This window comes from Kitasatospora sp. NBC_00374 (assembly GCF_041434935.1).
Lineage (GTDB): Bacteria > Actinomycetota > Actinomycetes > Streptomycetales > Streptomycetaceae > Kitasatospora.
Genome location: NZ_CP107964.1, coordinates 2,873,283 through 2,886,752 on the forward strand (window position 1 = coordinate 2,873,283; position 13,470 = coordinate 2,886,752).

Genomic DNA, 13,470 nt, shown 5'->3' on the forward strand with positions numbered 1-13,470 from the left:
CCGAGGGCCGGACTCCCGCCGAGGAGTCCGGCCCTCGGCCGTCACCTGGGCTCAAAGGTGTTCAGCACGGTGCCGAACTGCTGCTGGGCGGTGGTCCAGTCCCCCGCCGGTGAGGCCATGTAGATCGCGTACTCCGTGCCGCTCGACGCGACGAAGGCCTGGTCGGCCGCGTGCCGCGGGCCGCGCTTGGCGTCGGTCCAGGTGTACTCCCACAGGGCGCCGTCGCTGCCCTGGTAGACGTTGGCCTGCAGGATGATCCGGGCATAGTCGGGTTGCCGGCCGACGGTCTGCTCCAGCTCCACGAAGTGCGACTCCGCGCTCTGCACCACACCCCGCCCGACTCCGAAGCGGAGCAGGTGGAGGCCGCCGTCGGGCGAGTAGTCGATCTGACCGTTGGTCTCGCTGCGGGTCCAGCCCTGCGGGACGGCGACCCGGAAGCCGGCAGGGTCGTCCACCCAGCGGAACCCCGCCGGGGCCGCCGGGGCGGTCGGCCCGGGGGAGGTCGGCGGCGACGTCGTGGGTGGGGTGGTCGGGGGTTGCGAGGTGGGGGCCTGGGTGGTCGGGGGTTGCGAGGTCGGTGGCTGCGAGGTGGGGGCCTGGGTCGTCGGTGGCTGCGAGGTGGGGGCCTGGGTCGTCGGTGGCTGCGAGGTGGGGGCCTGGGTCGTCGGCGCCTGGGTCGTCGGTGGCTGCGAGGTGGGGGCCTGGGTCGTCGGGGCCTGGGTCGTCGGCGGCTGTGAGGTCGGCGGGGTGGTCACGGACGGGCTGACGATCGTGGTCTGCACCCCGTCGTGCGAGCCGCTGTTGACCACCGCGAAGGCCACGCCGCCGGCCAGCAGCGCCGCCAGGACGGCGCCGGCCACGACCAGCAGGGTCCGTCGACGGTGGCCGCCGCCACCAGGCTGCGTCGGCGGGACCGGCGTCGGGGTCGTCGGGGTCGGCGTCGGCTTCGGGATCGGCGGGATCGGCGTCGGCGGCGTGGACTGCGTCCGGGTCCGGCCGGTATCGACGGCCGCGGCCTCGGCGAGCATGCCCAGCGCCCGGTCGGCCGTCGGCCGCTCGGCCGGGTCCTTGCGCAGCAGTGCCTCGATCACCGGGGCGAGGGCGCCCGCGTTCCGGGGCTCCGGGAGCGGGTCGGCGACCACCGCCCGCAGGGTGCTCATGGTCGTGGTGCGGTGGAACGGCGACTGCCCCTCCACCGCGGCGTACAGCGTGGCCCCCAGCGACCACAGGTCGGACTCCGGCCCGGGCCGGTGGCCGTTGACCCGCTCGGGGGCGACGTAGTCCGGCGAGCCGACGATGTCGCCGGTCCGGGTCAGCCCGGGCGAGCCCTCCAGCAGCGCGATCCCGAAGTCGGTGAGCACCGCGCGTCCACCGCGTTCCAGCAGGACGTTGGCCGGCTTCACGTCCCGGTGCAGGACGCCGTGCCGGTGCGCCTGGTCGAGGGCCGCCAGCACCTGCTCGCCGACCCTGGCGGCGTCGCGCGGGAGCAGGGTGCCCTCGGAGCCGATCACCTCGGCCAGGGAGCGGCCGTCGATCAGCTCCATCACGATCCACGGCCGGCCCTCCTGCTCCAGCACGTCGTAGACCGTGATCACACCCGGGTGCTTGATCTTCGCCGCCGCTCTGGCCTCCTGCTTCATCCGGGAGTTGAGGGTCGCGAGCTCGTCCGGCGGGATGCCGGCGACGCTCAGTTCCTTCACCGCGACCTCGCGGTCGAGCTCGGTGTCCCGGGCCACCCAGACGGTGCCCATTCCCCCGCGGCCGAGGCGCTCCCCCAGCAGGTAGCGCCCGGCGATCAGCCGGCCGCTGCCGGGCACCGCGTCGTCCTGAGAACTCATGGCGACCCCACTGTGCGTGTCCCGTGCGTGTCCGGAAGGCGGCCCCGAGCTGTCCTCCCAGTCTCGCGCCGGGTCCGGCTCGGCGCGCCCCGGGCGGGCGCCGCCCGAAAGGAGTAGGTATGGCGGATGTCCGTCTCCATCGCGCTGTTCACCCAGGACCTCCGGCTCCACGACAACCCGGTACTGCGGGCCGCACTGGCGCAGTCCCCCGAGGTGGTGCCGCTGTTCGTGCTCGACGAGCGGATCGAGGCCGCCGGCTTCGCGGTCCCCAACCGGGCCGCCTTCCTGGCCGCCTGCCTGGCCGACCTGGACGCGGGCCTCGCGGCCCGGGGCGGGCGGCTGGTGGTGCGGCGCGGGGACGCGGTGGCCGAGACCGTCCGGCTGGCCGGCGAGACCGGCGCGGCCGGGGTGCACCTGGCCGCCGGGGTGAGCGCCTTCGCGCAACGCCGGGAGCGCCGGCTGCGCGAGGCCCTGGGCGGGCGGCTGCGGGTGCACGACGCGGTCCTGACCGCCCTCGCCCCGGGCGCCGTCACCCCGGCCGGGAAGGACCACTACGCCGTCTTCACCCCCTACTCCCGGGCCTGGCGGCAGGCCGAGCGCCGGGCCCCGCTGGCCGCGCCGCGCGAGGTGCGGGTGCCGGACGCCGTCCGGGGGGTCGCGGTGCCCGAGGTGCGGCCCGACTCCCCCGGGCTGCCGGAGGGCGGCGAGAGCGCCGGGCGGCGGCGCTGGTCGGGCTGGGCCTCGGCCGACTACCAGGAGCAGCACGACGACCTGGCGGGCGACGGGACCTCGCGGCTCTCCCCCTACCTGCACTTCGGCTGCCTCTCGGCGACCGAGCTGGTCGCGCTCGCCGAGCGGCGCGGCGGGCCGGGGGCGGAGGCCTTCGTCCGGCAGCTGGTCTGGCGCGACTTCCACCACCAGGTGCTGGCCGCCCGCCCCGGCGCCGCCCGGGCCGACTACCGGCCCCGGGGGGACCGGTGGCACCACGACGAGGGCGAGCTGGCCGCCTGGCGCGAGGGCCGGACCGGCTATCCGATCGTGGACGCCGGGATGCGGCAGCTCGCCGCGGAGGGCTGGATGCACAACCGGGCCCGGCTGCTGACCGCGTCCTTCCTGGTCAAGACGCTCTACCAGGACTGGCGGGCCGGTGCGGCGCACTTCCTGGCGCTGCTGGTGGACGGGGACGTCGCCAACAACCAGCTGAACTGGCAGTGGGTCGCGGGCACGGGCACCGACACCCGGCCGAACCGGGTGCTCAACCCGCTCACCCAGGCCCGGCGGTTCGACCCGCAGGGCGCGTACGTGCGGCGCTGGGTGCCGGAGCTGGCCGCCGTACCGGGCGCCGCGGTGCACCGGCCGTGGCTGCTGCGCGAGCCGGCGGACTACCCGGCGCCGATCATCGGCCTGGACGAGGGCCGCTTCCGGCACGGTCGCGGCCGATAGGCCCCGGCCGCCCGGACGGAGCAGACTCGGGGACATGGGGGCCGTTCGTACCGGGAGGCTCGCGATGCACGAGGACATCGTCGCCAGGGCCGGGTTCCTGCTGCGGGAACTGCGCCTGACCCCGGAGGAGGCCCAGCAGCGGCTCGCCGACTGGTTCCCCGAGCTGGAGCGGGAGGAGCGGATCCGGTACGTCCGCGAGGCGCGGCTGTCGGCGGGGGACGCTCCCGGCAGGCGGCCGGGCGGGACCTGACACGACGGCGGCCCCGGGCAGCGGGTGCCCGGGGCCGCCGTCGTCGGCGAGGACGTCAGATGTGCACGGCCGGTCCGGCGTCGGTGGCGCCGCGCCTGGTGAGCAGGCCGAGCCCGGCGGCGAAGGCCGCGACCACGGCGGCGACCACGAACGCCACCGACATGCCGCTGACGAACGAGGAGTGGACGGCGCCGGCCATCGCGTCGACCACCTGCTGCGGGGTTCCGGCCGGGGCGGGCGGGGCGATGCCGAGCTGGGCGGCCTGCTTCAGGCCCTCCGCGTCCGCGCCCCGGGGTGCCGGAAGTCCGGTCCTGGCCCAGTTGCCCGGCAGCACGTCGGTGACCCTGGAGGCCATCACGGCGCCCAGCACCGCGGTGCCGAGGCTGCCGCCGACCTGCATGGCGGCCTGCTGGAGCCCGCCGGCCACCCCGGACAGCTCCAGCGGGGCGTTGCCGACGATGACCTCGGTGGCGCCGACCATGACCGGGCTGAGCCCGAGCCCCATCAGCACGAACCAGAGCGACATGACGCCGGTGCCGGAGTCCACGTCCAGGGTGGACATGCCGAGCATGGCGGCGGTGGTGAAGAGCATGCCCGCGACGATCGGGATCCGGGGGCCGACCTTGCCGATCGCGGCGCCGGCCAGCGGAGCGCCGACGATCATCATGGCGGTCATCGGCAGCAGGTGGACGCCGGCCTGGACCGGGGTCATGCCGTGCACGTTCTGCAGGTAGAAGGTGACGAAGAAGACGCCGCCGAAGAACGCGAACGCCATCAGCACCATCAGCAGGGTGCCGGCCGACAGCGAGACCGAGCGGAACAGGCCGAGCGGGATCAGCGGCTCCTCCGCCCTGGTCTGCCAGAACGCGAAGACCACCATCGCGACGATCGCGCCGCCCAGGAAGGCCCAGGTGGTGAGGTCGCCCCAGCCCCAGGTCGGGGCCTTGATGATGCCCCAGACCAGCATGAACATCGCGCCCGACAGCAGCACGATGCCCGGGATGTCGAAGGACTTGGCGGCGTTCTCGCTGCGGACGTCCCGCAGGATCCACAGGCCGAGCGCCAGGGCGATCAGACCGACCGGGATGTTGATGAAGAACACCGACTCCCAGTTGACGTGCTCGACCAGCAGGCCGCCCACGATCGGGCCGGCCGCGGTGGAGGCGCCGATCACGCCGCCCCAGATGCCGATCGCCATGTTGAGCCTCTCGGCCGGGAAGGCGCCGCGCAGCAGGCCGAGCGCGGCAGGCTGCAGCAGTGCGCCGAACAGGCCCTGGAGCACCCGGAAGAGGATCACCATCTGGATCGAGCCGGCGAAGCCGATCGCCGCCGAGGTGGCGGCGAACCCGGTCGCGCCGACCAGGAAGGTGGACTTGTGGCCGAACCGGTCGCCGATCTTGCCCGCGGTGATCAGGAAGACCGCGAGGGCCAGCAGGTAGCCGCTGGTGACCCACTGGATGTCGGCGGGCGAGGCGCCCAGGTCGGCCTGGATGGCCGGGTTGGCGATGGCCACGACGGTGCCGTCGAGGGCCACCATCATGACGCCGACGGCCACGGTGAGCAGGGTCAGCCAGGGGTGACCCTGCAGCCCTCGCCCGGCCGGAGGCGCGGCGTTGCGCCGAGGCGGTACGTCCGCCTTGTCGGTGTTGACGACGGACTGGCTCATGGACACGCCTTCCGAGGGCTGGGGAGACAGGAAGGTGGCGCCCCGGTCCACCCGTCCCCACGAGCTGTCGGACCTGACGGGCGCCACTCGGGAACATTATGTCAGCCACTGACATTCGGCAAACTGTGACTTGTGACTCACGCTGACATATGGCAGAGCGCTATGGTTGACCTGCCGGACGCCTCCGGGCCCGGCCCCGCCGCGCCACCCCCTCGCAGTCGAAAGGCCCACGTCATGGCCTCGCAGCTCTCCGCATCCGAGACCGATCCCGGCTGCCGGGTGCTCGGGTTGCGCGAGCGGAAGAAGCAGCGCACCCGAGACTCCCTGGTCGCCGCCGCGCACACGCTCTTCCTCAACCGGGGCTACGGCGACACCACCGTCGACGAGATCGCGGCGGCCGTGGACGTCTCGCAGCGCACGTTCTTCCGGTACTTCGCCAACAAGGAGGAGGTCGCGCTGGCCGTCATGGCCGACGCGGAGGACTTCTTCATCGCCTGCCTGCGCGAGCGCCCCGCCGAGGAGAACCCGCTGCAGGCCATGCGCGCCTCGATCACCGAGGCCTGGCGCACCCTCGGCAGCGGCCGCAGCAGCGGGCCGGGCAGCGTCACCGCCGCGCTGGAACTGTTCGAGCTGATCGAGAACACCCCCACCCTGCTCGCCGCCCACCTGCGCCGGGCCACCGAACAGGAGGGCGTGGTCGCCCGGGTGCTCGCCGACCGCGAGGGCCTGGACCCGGCCACCGACCTGCGGCCGCGGCTGCTGGCCGCCGTCTTCGGCAGCGTGGTCCGGATCTCCCACCTGTCCTGGGGGGCGGACGGCGCCGCCAACGACGCCGGCCCGGAGGGCATGATCGAGCTGATCGAGCGCCACTTCGACCAGCTCGGCCCGGCGCTGGCCGGCTCCTGGCGGGAGTGAGGGCGGCCGGGTCATACCGGGGTATGACACCGGACCCGGCACCCGGGTGGGACGACATCCGCACCGCGGGCCCCTACGCTCGGGCCGGGTGAACAGAGCCACCGTCCAGGACCAGCTGCAGGAGCTCTCCCTCAGCCTGACCCGGCCCTCCCCCGACCACCGGCCGCTGCTGGCCGACTCGCCCAACCGCTGGCTGCGCGCCCTGCCGTACGCGCTCGCGCTGATCCTGGTCGCCACCCTGCTGCCGATCGACATCGTGGTGCTCACCGGCTCGTACGGGCTGGACGGCTATCCGGCCACGGTGCTCTCGATCGCCCAGACGGCGCCGCTGCTGCTGGCCGTCCGGCGGTCGCTGCCCGCCTGGTGGATCATCACCGCCGCCACCGCCGCCACCGCCGCCGTCACCCTCGACAGCACGCCGGGGGCCGGCCCCTGGCCCTGGCCGGCCGCCACCCTGATCGGCTACCTCTTCCTGCTGGCCGCACTGGCCCTGCGCGAGCGCGGCCGGACCCTGCTGGCGGTCTGGCTGGTCACCCTGTTCGGCACGGTCGGCGCGGCCGCCGCGTTCCCCCAGCGGGCCGGCGACGCCCCCGCCCTCGCCGTGGTGCTCGGCGGCGCGATGCTGCTGCTGGGCTGGAGCCTGCGCGGGCGCGGGGAGGCCCGCCGCCGGCTGGCCGAGCAGGAGCAGATCAGCGAGGAGGAACGGGCGCTGCGCACCCTCCTGGAGGAGCGCGCCCGGATCGCCCGCGAGCTGCACGACGTGGTCGCCCACCACATGTCGGTGATCACCGTGCAGGCCGACAGCGCGCCCTACCGGATCGGCGGGCTGCCCCCCGAGGCGGTCGACGAGTTCGCCGGCATCGCCGCGGCCGCGCGCAGCTCGCTGGCCGAGATGCGGCGCCTGCTCGGCGTCCTGCGCAGCGAGCAGGGCGGCCCCGACAAGAGCCCCCAGCCGGGCGTCGCCGACCTCGGCCGGCTGGTCGGCACGGTCGCCGGGGCCGGGGTCCGGGCCGAACTGTCGGTGGGCCCGGAGGTCGACGCGCTGCTGCCGCTGCCGGCCGCCACCGACCTCTCGGTGTACCGGATCGTGCAGGAGGCGCTGGCCAACGTGGTCCGGCACGCACCGGGCACGCAGACCCGGGTCTCGCTCGCCGCCGAGGACGGCACCCTGCGGGTCACCGTGGTGAACGCCGCCCCACGGCCCGGCGGCGCCCGGGTCGAGGGCACCGAAAGCACCGGGCACGGGCTGGTGGGGATGCGCGAACGCGTCCGGCTGCTGGATGGCAGGCTGGACACCGGCCCGCTCCCGGAGGGTGGCTTCCGGGTCGCCGCCGTACTGCCCGTCACCACCCCGGGGGAGACCGCTCCATGACCATCCGCGTACTCATCGTCGACGACCAGGCGATGGTCCGGGCCGGCTTCGCCGCCCTGCTGAACGCCCAGAGCGACATCGACGTGGTCGGCGACGCCGCCGACGGCAGGCAGGCCCTGGAGGCCAGCGGGCGCACCCACCCCGACGTGGTGCTGATGGACGTCCGGATGCCCGAGATGGACGGCCTGGAGGCCGCCCGGCGCCTCCTCGACCCTCCGCCCGGCGTGGTGCACCGGCCCAGGGTGCTGATGCTCACCACGTTCGACGTGGACGACTACGTCTACGAGGCGCTGCGCGCCGGCGCCAGCGGCTTCCTGCTCAAGGACGCCCCGCCGGCCGACCTGATCGCCGCCGTCCGGGTGGTCGCGGCGGGCGAGGCACTGCTCGCCCCGTCCGTCACCCGCCGCCTGATCGAGGACTTCGCCCGGACCCGCCCGGCCCCGCGCCGCGACCCCGCCCTGCGACTGAACGGGCTGACGCCCCGGGAGACCGAGGTGCTGGAGCTGATCGCCCGCGGCCTGTCCAACCAGGAGATCGCCGGGCGGCTGGTGGTCGCCGAACAGACCGTCAAGACCCACATCGGCCGCGTGCTCGCCAAGCTGGACCTTCGCGACCGGGCCCAGGCGGTGGTGCTGGCCTACGAGTCGGGCCTGGTGACGCCCGGTCAGTAGCACCGCCGGCGCCCGGGTGGTACCCGGGTGGTACGAGCCGGTTGGCCCCGTGGACCGATGTCCGCGGGGCCGTCGTGCTCCTACCTTCCTCCCGTTCACGGACGAGAGGAAGAGCGAGATGCTGCTGCGATTTCGGCGCACCCTGGTGGCCGCCGTGCTGGCCGCGACCGCCGTGGTGGGGGTGGGCGGCTGGGCCGTGGCCGACGGCCAGACGGCGCTCACCGGGCCGCCGCCGGGCACGGCCGCCTGGCGGGCGGACACCGTCCTGGGCGTGCGACTGCCGGACCCGGGCGACGCCGGCCCCGAGGAGGTGGCCGCGTTCTTCGCCGGGCTGACGCCCGCCCAGCAGGAGGCGCTGGCCGTCCGCCACCCGCTGGTGGTCGGCAACCTCGACGGCGCGCCGTTCCGGCTCCGCTACCGGGCCAACGCCCTGGCCCTGGACGAGGAGCGCCGCACCGAGCAGGCCCGGGCCGACGACCCGGCGCTGAGCGGCGCCCGCCGCACCGCCGCCCGCACCCGGGCCGAGCGGTACGCCACCCTGGCCGGCCGGCAGGTGCTCGCCTTCGACCCGCGCGGCCGCGGCCAGGTCGCCGAGGTGTACGGGGACCTCGCCACCGCCCGCCGCACCGCCGTGGTGGTCCCCGGCTCCGACATCGACCTGATGAGCTTCGACCGCGCCGGGGACCCGTACGGCACCCCCGCCGGCATGGCCCGGGAGCTGCGGACGGCCGCCGGGGAGCAGCTCGCCGTCATCGCCTGGGCCGGGTACACCACGCCCGTCGGGGTCGGCCTCGACGCCGCCGCCTCCGACCTCGCCGCGGCCGGCGGCCCCCGGCTGCACCGCCTGCTGGCCGGCCTCGCCCCGCACGGCGGCCCCGCCACCGTCTTCTGCCACAGCTACGGCTCGGTGGTCTGCGCCCGCGCCGGCCTCGGTCCCGGACAGGCCGCCGCTCTCGTCCTGCTCGGCTCCCCCGGCACGGACGCCGACCACGCCGCCGACCTGCGGGTGCCGGTCTGGGCCGCCGAACGCAACGACACCGACTGGATCGGCGACGTCCCGCACGTCTCCGTGCTCGGCCTCGGCCACGGCGCCGACCCGACCGCGCCGGGCTTCGGCGCCCGGCTGCTCTCCTCCGCCGGCTCGCACGGCCACACCGGCTACTTCGCTCCCGGTACCGCCTCCCTCGCCAACTTCACCGCGCTGGCCCTCGGCGACACCGCCGAGGTGCGCTGCGCCGACCGCGCCCCGGAGTGCCACGATGCGAACTGACCTGCTGCGCAGGGCCGCCGCCGCGGTGGACGCCCGCACCCCCGCGAGCCGCGACCGGGCACTGGACGGGCTGCGCGCCCTCGCCCTGCTCGCCGTGCCGACCGGCCACTGGATGCTCGGCGGCTTCACCGTCACCCCCGGGGACGGGGTGCTGCACAACGCCAGCCCGCTCGGCCCGCTCGGCTTCCTCGCCCCGCTCAGCTGGGTGCTCCAGCTGCTCGGACTGTTCTTCCTGGTCGGCGGGTACGCGGCGGCGAGGTCGCTGGCCCGGGCCCGGGAACGCGGCACGGACCTGGCGGGCTGGCTGCGCGGACGGGCCGTACGGCTGCTGCGCCCGGTGCTCGGGGTGGCCGCGGTCTGGGCCCTGCTGATCCCGCTGATGCACGCGGCCGGGGTGCCGGAGGGGACGGTGCGCACCGGCGCGGTGCTGGTGGTCCAGCCGCTCTGGTACGTCGGGATCTACCTGGTGCTCACCGCGCTGACCCCGTACTGCCTGGCGGCCGGACGCCGGCTCGGCGCCTGGGCGGCGGCCCCGCTGCTCGGCGCCGTGGCCGTGGTCGACCTGCTGCGTTACGGGCCGTGGGGCGGGGCGGTGCCCTCCTGGCTGGCGCTGGTGAACCTGCTGCCCGGCTGGCTGTTCGCCTACCAGCTCGGGGTCTCCTGGGCACAGGGCCGGCTGCGCCGGGCCGGCGGCGGGCTGCTGCTGCTCGGCGGGGCGGCGCTGTTCGCGGTGCTGCTGGCGGTGTTCCACTACCCGGCCAGCATGGTCGGGGTGCCCGGGGCGGCCCGGACCAACTCGCACCCGCCGTCGCTGCTGGTGCTCGCCCTGGCCTCGGTGCAGTGCGGGGCCGCGGTGCTGCTGCGCGAGCGGCTGGGCCGGCTGCTGGGCCGCCCGCTGCTGTGGCTGCCGGTGGTGGTGGTCAACCTGTCCGCGATGACGATCTTCTGCTGGCACCAGACGGCGATGTTCGCGGTGGCCCTGCCCGGATCGCTGCTCGGCGCGGTCCCCGGGCTGACCGCCGGCCCCGACTCGCTCGGCTGGGTCCTGGCCCGGGCCGCCTGGCTGCCGGTGTTCGCGCTGGTGCTCGCGGCGGTCGGCCGGTTCGCGCGGCGGTTCGACGGTCCGTGGCCGTCCCGGCTGTGGCGGACCGCGGCGGGGGCCGGGGCCGCGGTCTTCACCGTGTACGCGCTCGGGGTGGTCTGAGGTGGCGCCGAGGCTCCGGGGTGCCGCCGGCCCGGGGTGCCGCCGGCTGTCGGTGCCCGGCCCTACCCTGGCGCCATGGTGACGTTCGATCAGTTCAAGGCGATGGCGCTGGCCCTGCCCGAGGCGCACGAGCAGCCGACCTGGGAGGAGATCACGCTGCGGGTCGGCAAGAAGATCTTCGCCATGGGCAGCCCCGAGTCGGGGAGGGTCTGCGTCAAGGCTTCCAAGGAGGACCAGGCGGAGCTGCTCGCCGCCGCCCCGGAGGTGTACTCCTTCGCGCCGTACGTCGGCCGGCACGGCTGGGTGCTGGTCGCCCTCGCCGAGGTGGACGGCGAGGAGCTCGGCGAGCTGCTCACCGAGGCCTGGCGCAGTGTCGCCCCCAAGCGCCTGCACTCCCAGGTGGACCAAGGGTGAGGCAGGTGGACCAAGGGTGAGGCAGGTGGACCGGGGGTGAGGCAGGTGGACCGGGGGTGAGGCAGGTGGACCGGGGGTGGTAACTGAACCAGGGGTGAAGTGATCGGAACCGGTCGGTTTCCGCCACCCACACGAGCGAATGTGAGCCAGAACACAGTTTGCAGGCTCTCCCCGGCTTCCCGCTGCCTCTAACCTGGCTGACGTGTAGTTGGCAGTCGTAGCACCATCGGGCCCGGCCCGCTGTGACGGTGACCGGCCCGAGGGAGATGACGCCATGCAGCGCAGGAAGGTCAAGCGCATCCTGATAGGCGCCTTCGCGGGCTGTGCCGTGCTGGTCGACGCCGGCGCCGCCGCCGCACAGGCCGCGGCCGCCAACGAGCAGGTCGCCATCGCGACCCCGCCGGCCGGCAGCGCCGCCTGGGTGTCCGACCACTCGACGGGCCTGCGGCTGCCCGACCCGGCCACCGCCGACGCCACCACCGTCGCCGCCTTCTTCGCCGCGCTCGACCCCGCCGACACCGAGCGGCTGACCGCCGCCTACCCGCTGGTGGTCGGCAACCTGGACGGCGCCCCACTGGCCCTGCGCTACCACGCCAACCGGATCGCCATCGCGGCCGAACGCGACCGCGCCCGTGCCCGGGCCGCCGACCGCGCCCTGGACGCCACCGCCCGCGCGCTGGCCACCGCCCGTGCCGACGACTCGGAACACCTGCTCGCCGAAGGCCGGCAGATCCTCGCCTTCGACCCGCGCGGCCGCGGCCTGGTCAGCGAGGTGTACGGCGACCTGGCCACCGCCCAGCGGGTGTCCGTCCTGGTCCCCGGCTCGGACGCCGACCTCGGCCACTTCGACCAGGCCGTCGACCCGCTGCGCTCCCCCGCCGGCATGGCCCGCGCCCTGCTCGCCGAGGAGCACCGCCAGGCCCCCGGCACCCGTACCGCGGTGATCGCCTGGACGGGCTACGTCACCCCGTCCGGCCTCGGCCCCGACGCGGTCACCGCCCGGCTCGCCGACGTGGCCGCGCCCCGGCTGGTGCGGCTGCTGGCCGGTCTGAAGGTGACCAGCCACCCGGCCGGCCCGCCCGCGCTGTTCTGCCACTCCTACGGCTCCGTGGTCTGCGGCACCGCCGCGCCGCGGATCGACGAGGGCAGCCCGACCGACGTGGTGGTCTTCGGCAGCCCGGGCATGGGTGTGGAGTCCGCCACCGAGCTGGGCCGCGGCGTCGAGGTCTGGGCGACCCGCAACCGGAGCGACTGGATCGGCAACGTCCCGTACCTGGAGGTCGGTGGTCTCGGCCACGGCGCCGACCCGACCAGCACCGCGTTCGGCGCGATGGACGTCTCCTCCACCGGCGCCGAGGGCCACAACGGCTACTTCGCTCAGGGCACCGCCAGCCTGCACAACTTCGGCGCCATCGCGCTCGGCCACTACGACAGCGTCAGCCACCCGCCGACCGTCGCCTAGGGCGCGCCCGTTCCGTACAGCTCGACGACCTCCGCGGCCGCCCGGGCCAGTTCCTCCCTCGCCTCCGGCGGGTCGAGCACCTCGACGTCCGCCCCGAAGGCCAGCAGCATCCGGACCGCCGGCACGGCCCGCAGACCCAGCCGGACCTCGGCCCAGTCGGGGTCCTCGCCCGACGGCGGCGCCGACAGCAGCGCGGCGTGGATCCGGGTGAACATGTCCAGCCGTCGCCGTCGCACCCGGACCACCACCGTGACCTCGTCCGGCAGCTCCTCGACCCGCTCGCGCAGCACCGCCCAGACCTCCGGCAGCCCCTGCCCCGGCCGCCGCCGCACCGGCTCCTCGGCCACCCGCGCCGCCCGCACCCGGTCGGCCCGGAACAGCCTGGGCGCGCCGTCGAGGTCCGCCACCAGGTACCAGACGCCCGCCTTGCTCACCAGGCCGTACGGGTCGACGGTGTACCCGCTCGGCTGCGCCGCGCCGCTGTGCCGGTAGCTCAGCTCCAGCCGCAGGTCGGCGAAGACCGCCCGCTGCAGGTCGCCCAGCTCGACCGGCGCGGCGCCGACCCGCATCCAGCGCTCCGGGTCGACCAGGATCCGTTCGCTGGTCCGCTCGGCGGCCGGGCGGTGCGGCGCGGGCAGCGCGGCCATCACCTTGCGCAGCGCGGTGGCGAGTGCCTCGCCCAGGCCCAGCGCGTCGTGCGCGCCGGCGGTGGCCAGCACGAACAGTGCGCGGGCCTCGTCGGCGGTCAGCCCGGTGACGTCGGTGCGGTAGCCGGGCAGCAGGCTGATCCCGCCGTTGCGTCCGCGCTCGGCCCAGACCGGTACGCCGGCCGCCGACAGCGCCTCCACGTCCCGGTAGACGGTGCGGACGGAGACCTCCAGCCGGGCGGCCAGCTCCCCGGCCGGGACCATGCCCCTGGTCTGGAGCAGCAGCAGGATCGAGAGCAGTCGGTCGGCCTTCACGAA

Annotated in this window: 12 protein-coding genes; 9 read left to right on the forward strand and 3 right to left on the reverse strand. The window is 75.4% G+C overall.

Annotated elements, in window-relative coordinates; all coding sequences use genetic code 11:
* Nucleotides 1-41 precede the first annotated feature (41 nt).
* Nucleotides 42-1,838, reverse strand: coding sequence for a protein kinase (locus OG871_RS12895; RefSeq protein ID WP_371496886.1), 1,797 nt, complete (start codon nucleotides 1,836-1,838; stop codon nucleotides 42-44).
* A 126-nt stretch (nucleotides 1,839-1,964) separates the two neighbouring features.
* On the opposite strand from OG871_RS12895, the gene OG871_RS12900 reads away from it, so the two are divergent.
* Together OG871_RS12900 and OG871_RS12905 are read left to right on the forward strand one after the other, a co-directional pair.
* Nucleotides 1,965-3,281 (forward strand): deoxyribodipyrimidine photo-lyase, encoded by a 1,317-nt coding sequence (locus tag OG871_RS12900; protein ID WP_371496887.1) that lies wholly within the window; start codon nucleotides 1,965-1,967, stop codon nucleotides 3,279-3,281.
* Between the two features lie 34 nt (nucleotides 3,282-3,315).
* A complete protein-coding gene (locus tag OG871_RS12905) occupies nucleotides 3,316-3,531 on the forward strand; it encodes a hypothetical protein (RefSeq protein ID WP_371496888.1) in 216 nt (71 codons plus the stop codon).
* A 55-nt stretch (nucleotides 3,532-3,586) separates the two neighbouring features.
* Here OG871_RS12905 and OG871_RS12910 read toward each other — a convergent pair whose 3' ends face one another.
* Nucleotides 3,587-5,197 (reverse strand): MFS transporter, encoded by a 1,611-nt coding sequence (locus OG871_RS12910; RefSeq protein ID WP_371496889.1) that lies wholly within the window; start codon nucleotides 5,195-5,197, stop codon nucleotides 3,587-3,589.
* 234 nt (nucleotides 5,198-5,431) lie between these two features.
* Here OG871_RS12910 and OG871_RS12915 point away from each other — a divergent pair, with 234 nt between their 5' ends.
* The 7 genes from OG871_RS12915 (at nucleotide 5,432) to OG871_RS12945 (ending at nucleotide 12,505) form a co-directional block, all read left to right on the forward strand.
* Nucleotides 5,432-6,112, forward strand: a complete 681-nt coding sequence (locus OG871_RS12915; protein ID WP_371496890.1) for a TetR/AcrR family transcriptional regulator — start codon at nucleotides 5,432-5,434, stop codon at nucleotides 6,110-6,112.
* 88 nt (nucleotides 6,113-6,200) lie between these two features.
* Nucleotides 6,201-7,484, forward strand: a complete 1,284-nt coding sequence (locus tag OG871_RS12920; RefSeq protein ID WP_371496891.1) for a sensor histidine kinase — start codon at nucleotides 6,201-6,203, stop codon at nucleotides 7,482-7,484.
* Complete coding sequence (locus tag OG871_RS12925) at nucleotides 7,481-8,155, forward strand: response regulator (RefSeq protein WP_371496892.1); 675 nt, start codon at nucleotides 7,481-7,483, stop codon at nucleotides 8,153-8,155. The genes OG871_RS12920 and OG871_RS12925 overlap by 4 nt, the downstream gene beginning before the upstream one ends.
* Before the next feature lie 118 nt (nucleotides 8,156-8,273).
* Nucleotides 8,274-9,425 carry an alpha/beta hydrolase gene (locus OG871_RS12930; protein ID WP_371496893.1) on the forward strand — a complete coding sequence of 384 codons (1,152 nt, stop codon included), beginning with the start codon at nucleotides 8,274-8,276 and terminating at the stop codon, nucleotides 9,423-9,425.
* Entirely contained in the window at nucleotides 9,415-10,629 is a 1,215-nt protein-coding gene (locus OG871_RS12935; protein WP_371496894.1) for an acyltransferase, read from the forward strand. The genes OG871_RS12930 and OG871_RS12935 overlap by 11 nt, the downstream gene beginning before the upstream one ends.
* Nucleotides 10,630-10,704: 75 nt before the next feature.
* Complete coding sequence (locus tag OG871_RS12940; protein WP_371496895.1) at nucleotides 10,705-11,043, forward strand: MmcQ/YjbR family DNA-binding protein; 339 nt, start codon at nucleotides 10,705-10,707, stop codon at nucleotides 11,041-11,043.
* Between the two features lie 274 nt (nucleotides 11,044-11,317).
* Entirely contained in the window at nucleotides 11,318-12,505 is a 1,188-nt protein-coding gene (locus tag OG871_RS12945; protein ID WP_371496896.1) for an alpha/beta hydrolase, read from the forward strand.
* Here OG871_RS12945 and OG871_RS12950 read toward each other — a convergent pair.
* Nucleotides 12,502-13,467, reverse strand: coding sequence for a helix-turn-helix transcriptional regulator (locus OG871_RS12950; RefSeq protein ID WP_371496897.1), 966 nt, complete (start codon nucleotides 13,465-13,467; stop codon nucleotides 12,502-12,504). The two genes, OG871_RS12945 and OG871_RS12950, sit on opposite strands and share 4 nt — an antisense overlap.
* Between the last annotated feature and the right edge of the window lie 3 nt (nucleotides 13,468-13,470).